Origin of the sequence: Bartonella sp. MF74HXZ, assembly GCF_042194445.1 — a bacterium.
Classification (GTDB): domain Bacteria; phylum Pseudomonadota; class Alphaproteobacteria; order Rhizobiales; family Rhizobiaceae; genus Bartonella; species Bartonella grahamii.
In genome coordinates this window covers 260,872-277,333 of the sequence record NZ_JBHIMW010000002.1, presented here as the reverse complement: position 1 = coordinate 277,333, position 16,462 = coordinate 260,872, and the positions used below count along the sequence as shown (strand labels likewise).

Annotated in this window: 12 protein-coding genes and 1 tRNA gene; 5 read left to right on the top strand and 8 right to left on the bottom strand. The window is 36.0% G+C overall.

The features are described from left to right. Positions 1-1,572: 1,572 nt before the first annotated feature. The 4 genes from holA to ACFIJ8_RS02480 form a co-directional block, all read right to left on the bottom strand. A complete protein-coding gene (gene holA, locus ACFIJ8_RS02495; RefSeq protein WP_273787585.1) occupies positions 1,573-2,613 on the bottom strand; it encodes a DNA polymerase III subunit delta in 1,041 nt (346 codons plus the stop codon). Positions 2,614-2,617: 4 nt separating this feature from the next. After that, a complete protein-coding gene (locus ACFIJ8_RS02490; RefSeq protein WP_273787584.1) occupies positions 2,618-3,412 on the bottom strand; it encodes an ABC transporter ATP-binding protein in 795 nt (264 codons plus the stop codon). Beyond that, positions 3,405-4,301 carry an ABC transporter permease gene (locus ACFIJ8_RS02485; protein ID WP_273787583.1) on the bottom strand — a complete coding sequence of 299 codons (897 nt, stop codon included), beginning with the start codon at positions 4,299-4,301 and terminating at the stop codon, positions 3,405-3,407. The genes ACFIJ8_RS02490 and ACFIJ8_RS02485 overlap by 8 nt, the downstream gene beginning before the upstream one ends. A gap of 62 nt (positions 4,302-4,363) precedes the next feature. Beyond that, a complete protein-coding gene (locus ACFIJ8_RS02480) occupies positions 4,364-5,341 on the bottom strand; it encodes an ABC transporter substrate-binding protein (RefSeq protein ID WP_273787582.1) in 978 nt (325 codons plus the stop codon). Positions 5,342-5,526: 185 nt separating this feature from the next. On the opposite strand from ACFIJ8_RS02480, the gene ACFIJ8_RS02475 reads away from it, so the two are divergent. Further along, positions 5,527-5,601: transfer RNA gene (locus ACFIJ8_RS02475), tRNA-Gly, on the top strand. Between the two features lie 485 nt (positions 5,602-6,086). Here ACFIJ8_RS02475 and ACFIJ8_RS02470 read toward each other — a convergent pair. Then, on the bottom strand, positions 6,087-6,266 hold the full coding sequence (locus ACFIJ8_RS02470; RefSeq protein WP_375638933.1) for a hypothetical protein: 180 nt from the start codon (positions 6,264-6,266) through the stop codon (positions 6,087-6,089). 125 nt (positions 6,267-6,391) lie between these two features. Between ACFIJ8_RS02470 and ACFIJ8_RS02465 the strand changes: the two genes are divergently transcribed. Then, positions 6,392-6,874, top strand: coding sequence for a GNAT family N-acetyltransferase (locus ACFIJ8_RS02465; protein ID WP_375638932.1), 483 nt, complete (start codon positions 6,392-6,394; stop codon positions 6,872-6,874). Positions 6,875-8,746: 1,872 nt separating this feature from the next. On the opposite strand, the gene thiD is transcribed toward ACFIJ8_RS02465, so the two are convergent. Continuing rightward, complete coding sequence (gene thiD, locus ACFIJ8_RS02460) at positions 8,747-9,601, bottom strand: bifunctional hydroxymethylpyrimidine kinase/phosphomethylpyrimidine kinase (protein WP_375628079.1); 855 nt, start codon at positions 9,599-9,601, stop codon at positions 8,747-8,749. A gap of 129 nt (positions 9,602-9,730) precedes the next feature. Here thiD and ACFIJ8_RS02455 point away from each other — a divergent pair, with 129 nt between their 5' ends. The 3 genes from ACFIJ8_RS02455 to ACFIJ8_RS02445 all read left to right on the top strand — a co-directional run bounded on the left by ACFIJ8_RS02455 (position 9,731) and on the right by ACFIJ8_RS02445 (position 13,802). Further along, positions 9,731-10,528 (top strand): 1-acyl-sn-glycerol-3-phosphate acyltransferase, encoded by a 798-nt coding sequence (locus ACFIJ8_RS02455; RefSeq protein WP_015857082.1) that lies wholly within the window; start codon positions 9,731-9,733, stop codon positions 10,526-10,528. Between the two features lie 703 nt (positions 10,529-11,231). Further along, the gene (locus tag ACFIJ8_RS02450; protein ID WP_273787578.1) at positions 11,232-12,323 is read left to right on the top strand and encodes a D-alanyl-D-alanine carboxypeptidase family protein; all 1,092 of its coding nucleotides are present in this window, start codon (positions 11,232-11,234) and stop codon (positions 12,321-12,323) included. A 417-nt stretch (positions 12,324-12,740) separates the two neighbouring features. Further along, positions 12,741-13,802 (top strand): CobW family GTP-binding protein, encoded by a 1,062-nt coding sequence (locus ACFIJ8_RS02445; protein ID WP_375638931.1) that lies wholly within the window; start codon positions 12,741-12,743, stop codon positions 13,800-13,802. Positions 13,803-14,671: 869 nt separating this feature from the next. Here the strand turns inward: ACFIJ8_RS02445 and ACFIJ8_RS02440 are convergent. Both ACFIJ8_RS02440 and ACFIJ8_RS02435 read right to left on the bottom strand, forming a co-directional pair. Further along, the gene (locus ACFIJ8_RS02440) at positions 14,672-15,421 is read right to left on the bottom strand and encodes a L,D-transpeptidase family protein (protein ID WP_375638930.1); all 750 of its coding nucleotides are present in this window, start codon (positions 15,419-15,421) and stop codon (positions 14,672-14,674) included. A 38-nt stretch (positions 15,422-15,459) separates the two neighbouring features. Beyond that, positions 15,460-16,416 (bottom strand): acetyl-CoA carboxylase carboxyltransferase subunit alpha, encoded by a 957-nt coding sequence (locus ACFIJ8_RS02435; protein WP_375628073.1) that lies wholly within the window; start codon positions 16,414-16,416, stop codon positions 15,460-15,462. Positions 16,417-16,462 lie beyond the last annotated feature (46 nt).

The window sequence follows — 16,462 nt, the reverse complement described above, 5'->3', positions numbered from 1 at the left end:
AAAAGCGTAAGCAGACACCAACTCTTTCCAAATTATCCCAATACGTTCATTAATTTGTACATCAGACCTATATAAGAATGTATTACGCCTCCACCTACAACATCAACACAAGTTTTATGAATATTGAAAACACCATAAAATAACGCATACAAAAAATACCATTAAAAACATTTTCCTCTCCCGACTCCTGATACCGTAAATCAAACAAATATGAGAAAAACACGCCCTCTCAATAAAGAAAAAGTTTGATAACAAAAACACCGAATATCCCTTTAATGGAGTCATACCCCTCACGTAAAACAAAGCGCCCTAAACAGGATAGATTTGGATTACAAATTCATGCGTTTGTTTTAAAAAGACATCTCTCTCCCCAACCTATCTCACGACAGTGTTTGTAAATGTTATAACTATAAATCCATTAAGCACGACCCTCTTCACACTTAATAAAACACTATTATTATATTTGCCTACCTCCAATGTTGCAAAAACCCTTGGAATTTGAGAGCATTCATAAGAGGCATTTTTAGTGCTTTCTTGCACAGTTTTTATCCACACGCCTCCACTTATGACGTGCAAAAGACATCGTTTTGATTGACTCAATATAAAAAATGATGAGTTATAATAATAAACAATGGCTTGCTCTGTTTATAAGACACATTCATTGCTAAGATAATTATCTCTGTATCAAAAATAAAAATCTCCCCATAGGTACTGTCGTTTTCATCATAATCTATTTTGACTTTCTCCTCATCCCACGAAGATTTTTAGTTCATACCGATCTGCAAACAATTCATTTTCTTGTCTAAAAGATTCCACTAATTCACTATTTTAAGTGATTCAATTAATCTATAATATATTGATTTATAAATATAATAATTGTTTTTCAATTTGAATCATAACTTCAAATACGGTAAAATTCTTCCATCACAAATCCTCTTACCAATTAAAATCTCTTATCTGCACATCACAAGAAGACATGTGAGAAAAAAATGATGCAAAACGCTCTCTAATACCAAAAACTGTAGAAAATTAGAGACCAGACAAATATATGATGATGCTCTGGCTTGCATTTTTATTAAGCGTAAAGATAGAGATGCTCTATGGATTTTATATTCTTCATGGAGCACTTTACCGTTATACCATTCACAAAAGCCGTCGCGAAATAGATATGACGCGCATTGATAAATATTTCTAAGAAAGCGTATGAACGTGTCTTCTGTCGTTTGAGATGCTCTGTTTTGCCTGAAGGGTGTTACCCCATTAAGGCACTATGAACCAGCCTAAGATTCACCACATACTCACACAAAAACACCGAATGCGTAAAATTTTACCTGAGCTCTATATCACGAACCAACAGTGTTTTACGACACAACAAGATAATAAAACGGTGTAAAAACTGCCTTTCGAAGATAAATAATTTTTCTGAAGAAAAATTTCTATAAAACTTTCAAGCTCTTCAAGAGCATCCTCAAAACCACAACTAACCTCTACTTGATAACACAATAGTTTTAATTGCTGAAAATACCTCTTTGCCATATTAAAAAAATAAAAAATCACTATATTTCTAAACTGTTAAGCTACTATCTGGCGTCGTGCAATAATTGTAAGCCCTAACAAAACTTGACGAATGATAGCTTCACCCAAAAGTGGATTTTTACGACTGTCTAAAACAGCACTCTGAATTCTTTCCATTGCATAGGAAATCTGTTCTAACTTCCAATATTTTAAAGCTTGTTCAACTGTCTTTTTCCGTTGAAAAAAAATGGGAGGCCGTGCTTGAGAAACCACCGTAAAAGGCGATTTTCCTTCAACTTCTACCTGATAACGCAATAGCTGTAATTGCTGAAAATGCCTTTGTGCTGCACTCAAAATGAAAAAAAGCGCCCCATGCAATGCTGCATGTCGGTTAAAATGCGCTTCAAAGCCTGATATATCGCCCAATAAAAGAGCATCAATGACTTCATCTTGAGAAAGAGCACTGACATCGCTTACAACAGCTTTGACATCTTCAAGAGTAATATGAACATTTGCAGCGTAAAGACAAAGCTTTTCTAATTCACCTCGTGATACAAGGCGATCCGCCCCTAAACTTTCATGCAACCATCTACGTGCATCCAAAGAAAGAGTCTTTTTAAATTGCCCTAAAACCTCATCAATCAAACCGTCAAGAGAACGCATATCATCTGCAAAACAGGGCAGAGCCATTGCTTTTGACGCGGTTTCAACAGCATTGCGCAACCCTGTTCCTTTTTTTAAATCCCCTGCCTCAATGAGAATAAAACAGGCTTCTGGTGGGTTCTCAATTAAAAGTTTCAAGGCAGCAAGAAAACCTTTTTGGTTAGCAGCATTAGAGATCCATATCAAACGGTCTCCCCCAAAAAGCGATAACGTACGCGCTTCATTTTCCAAACGTGCAGGATCTTTATCAATTTCAGCAGCATCCAAACGAATTGTCGAAAATGGATCTTCTATTGCTACCTTTGTAAGTTTTGCAAAACATTGTGCACGCTCACAAATAAGACCACGATCTGGCCCATAAATGAGAACAATAGGAAAAGCACGTGAAAAACGCGTTAAAAACTGATCAACTTCATGTGCTTTTTTCTGAGCCACATTATTAATCCATTAACAGTTCATCATCATCAAGAACTTCCCCGCGAACTTTCTGAAACATGCCAATCAAATCATTGACATCCAAGCCCTTACGCTCTTCATGACAGACATCCAAAATCACTTTTCCACCATGCAACATCAAGGTGCGATCACCATAATCAAGAGCCTGACGCATAGAATGAGTCACCATAATAGTCGTTAACTTTTTATCTTTAACGATTTTTTCAGTCAACCGCATCACAAAATCAGCCATTCCAGGATCAAGCGCTGAGGTATGTTCATCAAGCAATAAAACATCCGCATGAGCTAATGTTGCCATCACAAGGCAAACAGCTTGGCGTTGCCCACCTGATAAACTGTCCATAGGATTATGAATATATGCTTCAAGACCAATGCCTAATTGAGCAATTTTTTCTCGAAAAAATTGCCGTTTCTCATGATTTAAAGCCGAGCGCAAACCACGACGACTTCCTCGAAGAGCAGCAAGAGCCAAATTTTCTTCAATTGTTAAAGAACCACAACTGCCTATCAAAGAATCTTGAAAAACACAAGCAACCTTTCCAGCGCGTTCACTGACTGACTGCCTAGAAACATTTTGCCCATTGATAACCACTTTCCCTGTTGAGGGAAGCGTTGCACCCGCTAAAACACTGAGCAAGGTTGATTTACCAGCGCCATTTGAACCGATAACCGTAACAAAACTACCCTGATCAATTTTAAGGTTAATATCAATTAAAGCCTGTTTTTCCAAAGGTGTTTGCGGTTTAAATGTAACCCCAACATGAGAAAACTCAATCACGTTTACGCCTCCTCCAATAGCGTGGCACAATAAGGGTTAAAATAACCAACAGTGAAGTAATCAACTGAAGATCTGTCGACGTATCAATACCAATTCCATTTGCCTCAAATGCAAATTGCACCGCCACACGATAAAGCACAGACCCCACAATACAGCTGATTATAATCCAAAAAATATTACGCGTACGAAATAAAGTTTCACCAATAATCACAGCTGCCAACCCAAAAACAATTGTTCCAATTCCACCGGTAATATCCGTTGCAATCGCAGTTTGAATATAAAGAGAACCGCCAAGTGCAACACAAGCATTTGAAAGCCCCATACCAAAATAAATTAACGCCGACGTATGAACCCCTTGAGCTGTAGCCATCCGTGGATTAGCTCCCATTGCACGCATAGCAAGACCTATTTCGCTTTCCAAAAAACGCCAAATCAAAAACGCCACAACCAGCAATACAGTACCAATGAAAAGAGGCCGCACAAAAATATCAGACAAACCAAATAGATTATAAAAGGGCGTTAACGCCGTATCAGCAAGCGCTAAATTAACATTAGATCCTCCCATAATTCCCATAATACGAAGATTAACCGTATAGAGCGCTGACATTGTTAAAATGGAAGCCAAAAGATTCAAAATACCAAAACGCAAATTCAACATAGCTGTTAATAAACCAGCTACCATGCCTGCAAAAAAAGCACATGCCATAGCTGCCCATGCATTAAAACCTAAAAGAATCAAAACACCACAGACACAAGACCCAAGAAGAAATGAGCCATCAACTGTTAAATCAGGAAAGTCCAAAACGCGAAAAGAGAGATAAACCCCTATAGCCACAAACGCATAAATAAGACCTAATTCCACAGCGCCAGAAAACGCAAATATATTCATGTAAAGACAATCCCCATGAAAACTTAACGTATTTTATTGTATCAACATCCTATCAATGAAAGTCATTGAATCACTTTTGTCGCACGATCAATAACTGCCTGCGGAATAACAATCCCCGCTTTTTTTGCTGCTTTCATATCAATTCGAATGTCATTATTAGCCGCCTGCACAACGTCAATATCACCAGGCTTTTCACCCTTTAGAATACGCACAACCAACTTCCCAGCATCAACCCCTACATCATAGAAATTCACACCTTGCGTCATAAAAGGACCGCGTCCAATAGAATTAGCATCAACAGTAAATATAGGAACATTTGCCTCCTGTGTGACCTTTACTGCACCCTCTAAAACAGAAAGAACCGTATTATCAGCAGGAATAAAAATGATATCTACCTTACCGATTAAAGCCCGTGTTGCTGCCTGAACATCTGAAGGCTTTGGTGCTGATGAAGGAATGATTTCAATTCCAACTTTTTTTGCCGCATCCTTTAACACCTTAAGTGTTGAAACCGAGTTTGCTTCAGAAGCATTATAAAGATAACCAATTTTTTTCAAATCTGGTTTTACTTCTTGTAAAAGTTTAATACTTTCTGCAACATCTATACGATCAGAACTCCCCGTCATATTACCGCCAGGTTTGGTAAGCGAAGAAACGATTTTAGCTCCGATAGGATCAGAAATCGCCGCAAAGACGATAGGAATTGTTTTTGTTGCCGCAAGCATTGTTTGTGCTGAAGGCGTGGTAATCGCTACAATAACATCAGGTTTATCACCAACAAATTTACGTGCAATTTGCGTTGCTGTTGAAATGTTGCCTTGCGCTGATAAAAAGGTGAGCTGAAAATTTTCACCTTGCTTATAACCATTTTCTGCAAGAACATCTTCCACACCTTTACGAACGGCATCCGCAGCAGGATGTACCATAATTTGTGTTAGAGCAACTTTAACCTGTTTAACTTGGTCATCCGCTTTTGCAACACTGTTCATCATAAAAACAGCTGCAATGATGATCCCTAATATATTTATTCTCTTCGACATTATACTCCACCCCTCTCTATGCAAAATTAAAAAAGGAATAATCTATTACTGAAGAATCTTCTAAAATCAATCTTTATTTCAATTTATTAAAACATGGACAAAATAAATCAAACTAAAATGATATTTTTTTGTTGCAATTCGTAGAAGCCTACGCCATACAAGCAAGATATATATCGAATCGGTCAGCGGGTGTAGCTCAGGGGTAGAGCACAACCTTGCCAAGGTTGGGGTCGTGGGTTCGAATCCCATCGCCCGCTCCATTGAATTTTGTATTTATTCGTTCTTGCGCGGAGCTGTAGCTTGCCGCTAGGTTTTTTTCACCAATTTATTTTTTCAAAGTTTTTTTTAAATTCGTAATTCCTTGTGAAGCATCTATTGGTTTGGGGGCTTAGATTATCAGATAACAATTTTTAACTTAGACGGATTTTTTCTGGAAGGTTGCTGTTGTCTGTTAAGTCGTTAAAGCCGTGTAAAATAAGCTTGAAAAGCGAAATGAACAATTCCCATTAGTTCATGACGTTATTTGGCAACAATAACTTTATTTCTTGCCATCCCGAGAATAATTTTTCACTATTGGCGGCAGATCTTTTACGACCTTAGCAGGTTATAGAAGCTTATATAAAAGAATTTGGGATTACTTTTGAATTGACAAATTTTTTACAGCCCCAGTATTAAAAGATCAATTTAAAATGATGGATAATGACAAAGAAAACAAATGTTAAACAAATCAAAAATTGACTTATCATTAGAGAATAATTTTTGCTCGAAGGTACGTTTTTTTACCAAAATCATGCCCTAAAATGAAGGTTGTTGATTTTCCAAATGGAGTATCTTCTGTTAATTCAACATTTGCTTCAGACACATTCAATATTGTCTCTGCTAAAAGTTTACAAAAAACTATACCTACAAACCAAGCAAAATCCATAATCCATTCCTTTAATGCACAAAAACTACCTTTAGCTTGGTGGGTTGGACCTCATTCGTCTCATTATAAAGTTGATGAAGTTCTCTTAATCTATTGGTTTAGAGCTTGTTGAAACAGAGGTAGGAATGGCAGCTTTAGCACAAAATATAGACTCACATGTTACTTCTACGCCAGATAATTTCAAAATCAAGGAAGTTGAATCACTTCAAGATTTTAGAGATTACGGAAATGTTATGGCATCAGTCTTCGAGACTTTTGATGAAGAAGCGGTTATATTTTATGAAACAATAGGCCGTTGTTATAAAAAAGATCCCGATGTAGAGATGTTCGTTGGTTACATAAATAATAATCCTGTAGCAATATGTTTTTGTATTAAAGCAGATGGAGTTGGTGGAGTGTATGATATTGTCACCAATCCAGATTTTCAGAAAAGAGGTGTTGGGATATTCATGACAAAAATTGCTATTGAGCATTTAAAAAGAAAGAAATGTCATGTTATTGATATGCAAGCATCTCACGAGGGAATTGGCATTTATAAAAAATTGGGTTTTATAAACTTTGGTGAATTTAAAGTTTATTCCAATAAACACATGATCATTGAGCGATGAATTCTTTTCATCGATAAGCGAACTTATTATTTTCAGCAAAACTCAAATACAGAAAACCAATCTATACAACCAAGAAAGTTTAGCCAATCCCCTTTAATACTGATAGTGAAAAGCTAAAAAGTTATTACAAATATAATTGTTTCAAATGACTCACTCAAATTTTCTTACTTTTATAATTTTCAGGATCATTGTCTTAAAAAAGATATCTATCACAGATCTAAGTTGAACAAGTGAAAATTTTATTTGATATGATTGATAATTTACTGTCTGTTACTGATAATTATAAAAAACTCGAAAAAGCAAATATTTAAAACTACAGTTATATCATAGTTTGTTAGATGGTTAGTCTGTTAGTCAATTAATAGAAAAAATCTTCGCTTTATACAATAATCAAAGGAGCATCAAAACCCTTTTAAAGGTCCTTTATGTATATTGTTTCTTTTTTTATATCACAGTTGATGATGAGAAATCTCTCACGCTAATTGTATTATTTTTACACGAAATAAACTGTTTTCACCTACTATTTGAATAAATTAAGTTTTTGAGATTTCTGGAACATCATTTGAAATGACAAAAGAAATCTTCCCTTGTACTTGTGCAAACAGCGTGAACATCCTTTGATAATTCTCTTGCTTGAACAAATTCTTATCCAGAATAATCTTCAACACAAAAATAAATCAATAATTTGATTCATAGAGGTAATTTATCATTATTCATATTAAGCAATCGTCTCAAATATCATAGGATTATCTCATTTCAAATCTCTATATATTAAATCACTCACAATCATCTGCTTACACATCACAAGCGCAATTGATGTATCAATAAAATTCACTTGAAGAAAGGAATAAAAGTTCTTCTTATAAACGCTCTAAAATACCAAAGCTTATCGCAACATTGGGAGCTAAAAATAGTATAGGGGGTGTACCCCTTTCACCTTAAAAACGTAAAAATGGGAAGCATAATAGCTTTATACACTTCATAGAGGCTTTAGACCATTCACGAACGTTATTATAAAATGGATGTGACAAACCTTGAGAGAAATCTCTTTAAAATAAACATGTGAATTAACAATATAAGTGCATTCTACTTGAAGCATACTATTTTACATGAGGAACATAACTTCAATCAACGTAAAACAAGGTGTTGAACAGTCATAGCGCACCAATAAAATCAGATCAGTTTCAATACTTAATGATGAAATCCATTAAATGACAGAATAAAAATTCAAGTTTGAAAAGATTAGACTACACGCTACAGATCTATTGAAACTCCGATTGTACAATCGACTACCTTCTCACTAGAACTAAATCACTATAAATATAAAAACCTTAAAGCCCACTCTAAATCCGTAAAAGTTTCTAGATCTTGCTGTATTAAATGTTGAAACTCCTCATGGCTGCTCATCTGAAACGCCAATAATTCCATAAAGCAGTTCCATAAAAAAGGATAATGACGTTACGTATCAATTTCCATTTAGAAAACCCTACCCATGCCGACAAAAACTCTGTAAATGTTAGATATATTCAATAATTTTTATAACGATTTTGGCTCATCCTGTTTTGCCACCAATGTAAGAAACAGCAAATATAGTGGGATCAGCCAGCTTTAATATAGTCTTGTAAAAAGTCTTTCCCTCTACTCTTTTTGCTATAAAATCATGATTTTACAATTCCTTGCTCTTGAAACAGGATAGATTAATCGTAAAAAATATATAAAAGAAAAGAATTATAACATTTTTTTCTCATCCTTCTTAATACAAAATAACTGTTAAGATACAATGCGCTAACACTTATTAGTCATAAGTTCAAAATAGCATATAATAATGAAACAAATTCATAGAGTGAAGATTTTTCACAATCAATTATTGTATTAATCTTTCCATAATGCATAAAAATGATGAAGCGGCCCTCGCCCTTTCCCTACTTTTAAAGCATTTGAGGCAGTTAAAGCGCCATGCAAATAATCTTTTGCTTGTTTAACAGCGCAATCCAGAGGTTGGGTAGGTAACAGAGCTGCAATGGCGGCAGAAATGGTACACCCTGTCCCATGATCATGAGTGGTTGAAAGACGAGAAGCTTCAAGTATAACAAGGTTTTCACAATCACAATAAAGATCTGGACTAGAACAATCATAATTTTCTGTACTATTTCTGGTAAGCGTATTCAAATGTCCTCCTTTTAACAAAACTGCATGACACCCTAGTGCCAAGAGTCGTGGAGCATATTGATACATAGTCTCTAAAGACCATTGCACTTCATCTCCCAATAACAGTGCAGCTTCAGGCAAATTTGGCGTGATTAAAGTTGACATCGGCACAAGAACATCACGCATAATTTCAATTGCATCAGACTTTAAAAGAACATCACCACTTTTTGCAACCATAACCGGATCAAAAACAATGGAACGCGCTTTATGATAAGCAAGACGTTCTGCAATAACCTGTGCAATCTGAGCATTTGCAACCATACCAATTTTAACGGCATCAACATGTATATCCTCAAAAACAGAATCAATTTGATCTGCAACAAAAGAAGCATCTAATGCCTGAAAAGAACGCACACCCTGAGTATTTTGTGCAACAACAGCTGTAACCACACTCATACCATAAGTTTTCATAGCTGAAAAAACCTTTAAATCCGCCTGCATTCCAGCGCCACCAGAAGGATCTGTTCCCGCAATAGATAAAATCCGTGGAATAAAAAGTTTATCTTTTTGTAATTCCATCAACCTCTTTCCTTCTGTTTTTAAATATCGGAAAATGAGTTACCGAAAAAATAGATGCTTGAAAAAACATAAAGAAGATGTTTTCTCATGTGAATTATATTATATACGAAGTCTTCTTATAGATATAAAATGGAAAATGTAGTGCTTATCCTTCGTTCTATTCTTTTTACGTTCGCTTTTTATACAACAACTTTCATACAAATGATTCTTTACGCTCCCGTTTATTTTTTAATGCCCCGCAAAAAGGCATGGATTGTCCCTAAAACATGGGCGCGCGTTACACTCTTTTTGCAAAAATACATCGCAGGTACAAGTTATGAGATTGAAGGTTTAGAAAATCTTCCCAAAGGAGCCTATATCATTGCTCCAAAGCATCAATCGGCTTGGGAAACTTTCAGTCTTGTTCCCTATTTAGATGATCCCACTCTCATTTTAAAACGTGAATTGATGTGGATTCCATTGTTTGGCTGGTATATGGCAAAAACACAAATTATCCCCATTAACCGTACAACGCCCATAAAAGCCTTAAAAATGGTTATACAAAAAGCAAAAGAGAAAGTAAAACAAGGGCGTCAAATCTTGATTTTTCCCGAAGGAACACGCCGACAACCCGGTCAAGAACCAGATTATAAGTCAGGAATTGTCGCGCTCTATAATGAATTAGGGCTTCAAGTTGTGCCTATTGCACACAATGCGGGTTTATATTGGCCACGCAATAATTTTCGCCGCTATCCCGGAACAATTCGTGTCCGTATTCTTCCCCCGATAGAAGCTGGTTTAAGCAAACGTGATTTTCTAGATCAACTTGTCCAAAAAACTGAAAAAGCGTGTGATGAACTGCTTCTCTTAGCAGCTCAAGATCCTACCCCTCCTCCTATGCCACCATACGCTGTTCAGAAACTTCAAAAACTAAATCATTCATCATGAAACAATGTGCTGATTGATCAGAATAATGCATCACTTTGTATATTGAGCAGAGTATATGGAACAAAAATATAAGAAAGATACTTCAAACTTTCTAATTCAAAATTATAAAACACATGTACATTACAAGAAATGATTGATGTGTGAATTTTTTTGAGAAAGAATTCTTCTCTTTAAAATCGTTTAAATAACATAAATCATATTGATTTATAAGGATATTTTATCGTTATTCAACTTGAATGAGAACCCTGAATACCGTAAGATTCTCTCATTTCAAATCTATTCCATTTTGAATCAATTAGAATCTTTTGCTTGCACATTACAAGCAGGGATATCTGTGTGAATAAAACGATACAAGAAAAGATTAAAATGCTTTTTACGACCCCTCTCAAGTGCCAAGGGCTGTCCTAACAGGAGGACAAGAAAAATGTATGATTATGCCGATTCGTTCCTTCCTAAGAAACATCAATCCCCCAAGAACCTGAAATCTTGTACAATCTTCATTATTTAAAAAGTATTTCTTGAGATACTGTAAGTCATCAAACCAAATTCAAGGGGAAAATAAAAATGAGTATTGGTTTTTATCTCCGAGACACAACGGATACAGCAATTAACCATCTTTCCTTCCTAACCTAGACTTAAAAGCTTTGTGTGCTACATTAAAACAATTCTAAATAACGAATAAGAAGGAACTAGATTTAAATTAATGCAACGTCTCTTCTATAATTTATTTTTTTCTGTGATTTTGAGTTTATTCAGCGCTGTTGCTCTAGCGCAGCCTTTTATTTCTGTTGATGTTACAACGGGGCATATCTTAAAACATAATCAAGCTTTTGAGCGTTGGTATCCTGCTTCCTTGACAAAATTAATGACCGCTTATGTTATTTTTCGTGCCATGAGCCGAGGGGAAATTTCACCAAACAAACATATCACCATCAGCGAATACGCCGCAAAAGCTCCCTCATATCGTTCAGGCTATAAAGCTGGTTCTGTACTCACACTTGATACAGCCTTAAGTATCACCATGGTTAAATCTGCCAATGATTTAGCCATTGCCATGAGTGAAGCTGTTGCAGGTTCACAGAAAGATTTTGTACGTAAAATGAATAGCGAAGCTAAACGTTTAGGCATGTTTGGAACTCATTTTGCGAACGCAAGTGGTTTACCAGACCCTCAAAACTACTCCACGGCGCGCGATATTGCTCTTTTAGCCGTTCAAATACGTCGAGAATTTCCACAATATGCTCATTATTTTTCTATTCCAGCCATTGATTTTGGTCATAATCGAAAAATCCAGCATAACTCAAACAACCTCATTGGCCGTTTTTATGGAATAGACGGTATGAAAACAGGCTTTATTTGTGCCTCTGGTTTTAATCTTGTTGCCTCAGCCACCCGCAATAAACGTACAATTATTACTGTCATTCTAGGTGCTAACAACATAACTGAAAGAGAAGAAAAAGCTGCACAACTTCTTGAAACAGGATTTTTGCACCAAGGAAGACCCCAATTAACACTAGCAACATTAAAACCTTATGGGAGAAATATAACACAAGCCAACAATATGAGACAACAAACATGCACACCTGAAGCCATAAAAATGCATGCAAATTCATATGATGATCAAGGAAATATTATTCTCACCTCACCTTTTATCACTGCTCCACCTCCTTTTTCTCATCCTTTACCAGTACACCTCATTCGTACGCCAAAAACACCTAAAATAACAGTAAAGCCACTAAGAAAGCCCCATGGTTCGTATAAAAGACGCGCAAACCATTCTATAAAAAAGCCATAAATCATAATCTACGATTAATTATAATACTTTGATTTATAATGATAATTAATTATTTTGTATCTTATGTTAGAACCACAAATGTTGTAAGATTCTCTCATTTCAAATCTGTATTTGTTGAATCAATAAAAAACCAGTTTCTTGCACGTCACAAGGTAGATGAACATGTAGATAAAATAATTAAAACAAGGAATAAAAATTCCTCCTATAAGTTCTTTCAAGAACCAAGAATTATCATAACATTGACGCTAAAAAAGTGTATGATATACTCCGCATACACCTACCTTTATAAGTGTAAAGATAGTGGTACAATGGATTTCATAGGGCGTTAACCATTATATCCCTCACGGACACCATTATAAATTGGTTAAACGTACTGAAATATGTTTTTTTAAAACAAAACCACGGTTGATGACTAACATGAAAATAAAGCGCATCCCTCTCACGCTTATTACTGGTTTTTTAGGCTCTGGCAAAACAACTTTGCTCAACCGTATGCTACAAGACCCTCTTTTAACAGAATGTGCTGTTATCATCAATGAATTCGGCGAAATCAGTATTGACCACCTTCTAGTTGAAAAAACGACAGAAGGAATTATTGAGCTTGCCAATGGTTGCTTATGCTGCAATTTACGCAGTGATCTCATCGACACATTAATTGATTTAATAAATCGCGTTCAAACAGGACAGATCAAACAACTCAATCATATTATCATTGAAACCACAGGGCTGGCTGATCCCGCCCCTATTTTACAAATACTTTTAAGCCACCCGTTATTTATTCAAACATTGTCCATAAATGCTGTTCTTGCAACATTTGATACACTAAGCACACTTTCCATATGTGAGCGCTACCCTGAAATATATAAACAATTAATATTTGCTGATAAAATTATTCTCACCAAAACAGATCTTAGAGACCCACAAACGCTTTCAGATACGCTTTTTAACACACTTAAAACGATCAATCCTACAGCACAAATCATTGACGCCCATTCTGAAGATTTTTGTTCAAATCTGTTAATAAATAACACATTATGGGATGAAAAAGTAGAAAATACAAAACTTAAACAAAATCTTACGACTACCCCACATGATCATCCCCCCCATAAAACCATTCGTACCTTTTCACTCAACTGTGAAGATCCTGTTGATTACGCCACAATTGAAGCTTTTTTAGATCTCCTAAAAGAGCGTTATGGTACAAAACTATTACGTATTAAAGCAATTATCGCACTGCATGATGACCCTTATCGCCCACTTGTATTACATGGCGTACAAACATTTTTTCATCCTCCCATAAGATTGCCAGCATGGCCAAAAGGAATAAAACAAACACGCTTTGTCGTCATTGCCGATGGTGTTGAAAAAGAAGCAATACAAAAGCTCCTCAATGCTTTCTTTAATAAACCAGCAATAGATACTGCAGACAAAACAGCTCTCTTAGAAAATCCTCTAGTCATTCCAGGAATAAAATTTTAATTTTTTCTCCCCTTCAATGATATAACATTAAATTCATTGGCACCACCATCTTTATGCTTTTAAAGGAGCAAACCAGCATCATCACACACTTTGCTAATCCCCAATGTCGAACAGCTCTTAGCACTTTAGAGTACTCATGAAAACTATCTGTGCTCTTTTCTTTAAGAGTTTTATTCACATGCTAATCCAATTTTATGGTGTGCAAAAAATGGTTTAGATTGATTCATTATAAACAAATTTTAAGATAAAAGGATCTTATGATATTGAGTCCATCAATTCAAACTGAAGATAATAAACTGTCATTGTAAATCAAATTGTTATGATAAAAATTTTAATATCCATAAATCTGTAATCAGATTGTTTTCTCTCTAAATGCACTTCATCTGCGAACCACTTCATGTGACTCATTTCACAAACCGATTGGATAAATTCTTGGTTCTAAAATGTTCTGTTCAACTCTATATTTACTCCAGCTAAGTGAAATCAAAATCCCTGTTAAGAAAAAAACAAAATCATACAGAGGCAATATCGCATTTTAAAATGTATGAATATATCTTATATAGTAGCACGACGAGATAATATTTTACAGCATGAAAGAAATAAAAAGAGAAGTACATTTTATATTAACTTACTCTTCACTAAAAATGAAGATTGACACCGGTACCGATGTGCAAACAATCCAACTTCTTTGAAAAAATTCCTCTTGGCTTCCCACTTCATCTAATTTACTTACATAAGGCTCTATGAAAAAACTCTAGGCTTTAAAAGATTGACTACTCACTTAAACACCGTATGCGTAAAGTTTTTGCATATCCTGTATCGCCATTTATAAGTGATAGTGTCTACGGTGCAGCAGGATACAATAACACTCACTGTATTAGAGAAATTGAAGTTTTATCAATATCGCGATTAAAAACGTAACGTTTTCCATAAACTTCAACAGTTGGAGGCTGACGATTTTTTTCAAAAAAATCATAACCCTTCTTAAGCATAACCCAGAATTGATAATGAGGATCATTGCTATGACGTAACATATTATCCTCGGTCATGCGGAAAGGAAAAGCCTGCAACTGAAACTCTCTTTGTCCTCCTTTAAAAGCATCCCGTGCAAACGCATAAATCTGAGCCATATTCTTATCACTCATAGAATAACAACCTGCGGAAAAGCAAGAACCATGCACCATAAGATTGCTTCCTGTACGACCATTTTCCTGATCATAAAGGTTAGGAAATCCTATATTAAAAGAAAGATAATATTTTGAATAAGGATTCATTTGGTTTGCACTAATAGTATAAAAACCCTCTGGTGTCTGAAAATCCCCTTCTTTATATTTAGGTCCAAGCTTACCAGACCATTTGCAAATGCCATAGCGAGCAACCAAGATAAAAGGCCCTGAACGAGATTGCTTCCAAACTTCAGCAAGATTTTCTTCCTTGAAAAATCGCATTACAATTGGTGCATAAGGATCAATATCGTATAAAGCCATTCTGTTCTGGATTTCTTGTGGCAACGGCTGCTCAACTTTGGCACGAATAGAAGCTGGCAATCTTCCTCCACATGCCGTCAATATTCCCACTACAAACAACACACACACAGCGAAGAATCTGCTAAATGTCATCGAATAAAACTCCAATCAATCCCCTCACAAAAAATAACCTATGTTAGAGATCGACCAATTTGAAGGTATTTTTCCCTTCGTTCTTGTTTAAGAACTTCACCATCTTTTCCAACCATAGCTTTTAAAGCCTCTGAAATAACATCACCCGTTGCATCAATGACAATCTCTTTGCCACGATGCGCTCCCCCTAAAGGTTCCGAAATAATGCCATCAATAATCTTTAAGCGATACAAATCTTGAGCGGTAATACGCATATTCATTGCAGCATCTTTTGCACGAGCTGGATCACGCCATAAGATAGAAGCTGCTCCTTCTGGTGAAATAACAGAGTAAATTGCGTGCTCCAACATATAAACTTTGTTGGCAGCCGCAATTGCTATCGCCCCTCCAGAACCGCCTTCTCCAATAACAACGGAAACCACAGGAACTTTCAAACGCAAAGTTGCAGCTGTTGATTGAGCAATTGCTTCCGCTTGCCCACGTTCTTCAGCGCTTACCCCAGGATAAGCACCTGCTGTATCAATAAAAGTGAGGAGTGGCAAACCAAAGCGGTCAGCCATTTCCATAATACGTACAGCTTTACGATATCCTTCTGGGCGCGCAGAACCAAAATTATAGCGCAAACGTGTTTGCGTATCGTGACCTTTCTCTTGACCAATATAAGCAACTGCTTCTCCCCTAAAGCGTGCAAACCCAGCTTGAATAGCCTCATCTTCAGCAAACTTGCGATCTCCTGCCAAAGGTGTAACATCACTCAATAGGCGTTTAGAATAGTCCATAAAATGGGGACGATCAGGATGACGAGCCACTTGTGTTTTTTGCCACGGCGATAATTTTTTATAAATATCGCGCAACGCTGTTTGAGATCGCGCTTCAAGACGAACAATCTCATCGCTCATATCAAGACTGCCTTTTTCCTGAGAAATTTTTTTTAATTCAAGAATTTTCCCATCAAGATCAGCAACTGGTTTTTCAAAATCAAGATAATTATACATTTGTACCAACTCATTCAGTGTCACTTATACACTTATATTTTGCTTT

Bases quoted from the DNA above. Each gene is read 5' to 3' on its own strand.
- ACFIJ8_RS02450 (WP_273787578.1), top strand. From the start codon at position 11,232: ATGCAACGTCTCTTCTATAATTTATTTTTTTCTGTGATTTTGAGTTTA.
- thiD (WP_375628079.1), bottom strand. From the start codon at position 9,601: ATGGAATTACAAAAAGATAAACTTTTTATTCCACGGATTTTATCTATT.
- ACFIJ8_RS02480 (WP_273787582.1), bottom strand. From the start codon at position 5,341: ATGTCGAAGAGAATAAATATATTAGGGATCATCATTGCAGCTGTTTTT.
- ACFIJ8_RS02455 (WP_015857082.1), top strand. From the start codon at position 9,731: ATGGAAAATGTAGTGCTTATCCTTCGTTCTATTCTTTTTACGTTCGCT.
- ACFIJ8_RS02465 (WP_375638932.1), top strand. From the start codon at position 6,392: ATGGCAGCTTTAGCACAAAATATAGACTCACATGTTACTTCTACGCCA.
- ACFIJ8_RS02440 (WP_375638930.1), bottom strand. From the start codon at position 15,421: ATGACATTTAGCAGATTCTTCGCTGTGTGTGTGTTGTTTGTAGTGGGA.
- ACFIJ8_RS02445 (WP_375638931.1), top strand. From the start codon at position 12,741: ATGAAAATAAAGCGCATCCCTCTCACGCTTATTACTGGTTTTTTAGGC.
- ACFIJ8_RS02470 (WP_375638933.1), bottom strand. From the start codon at position 6,266: ATGGATTTTGCTTGGTTTGTAGGTATAGTTTTTTGTAAACTTTTAGCA.
- ACFIJ8_RS02485 (WP_273787583.1), bottom strand. From the start codon at position 4,301: ATGAATATATTTGCGTTTTCTGGCGCTGTGGAATTAGGTCTTATTTAT.
- ACFIJ8_RS02435 (WP_375628073.1), bottom strand. From the start codon at position 16,416: ATGTATAATTATCTTGATTTTGAAAAACCAGTTGCTGATCTTGATGGG.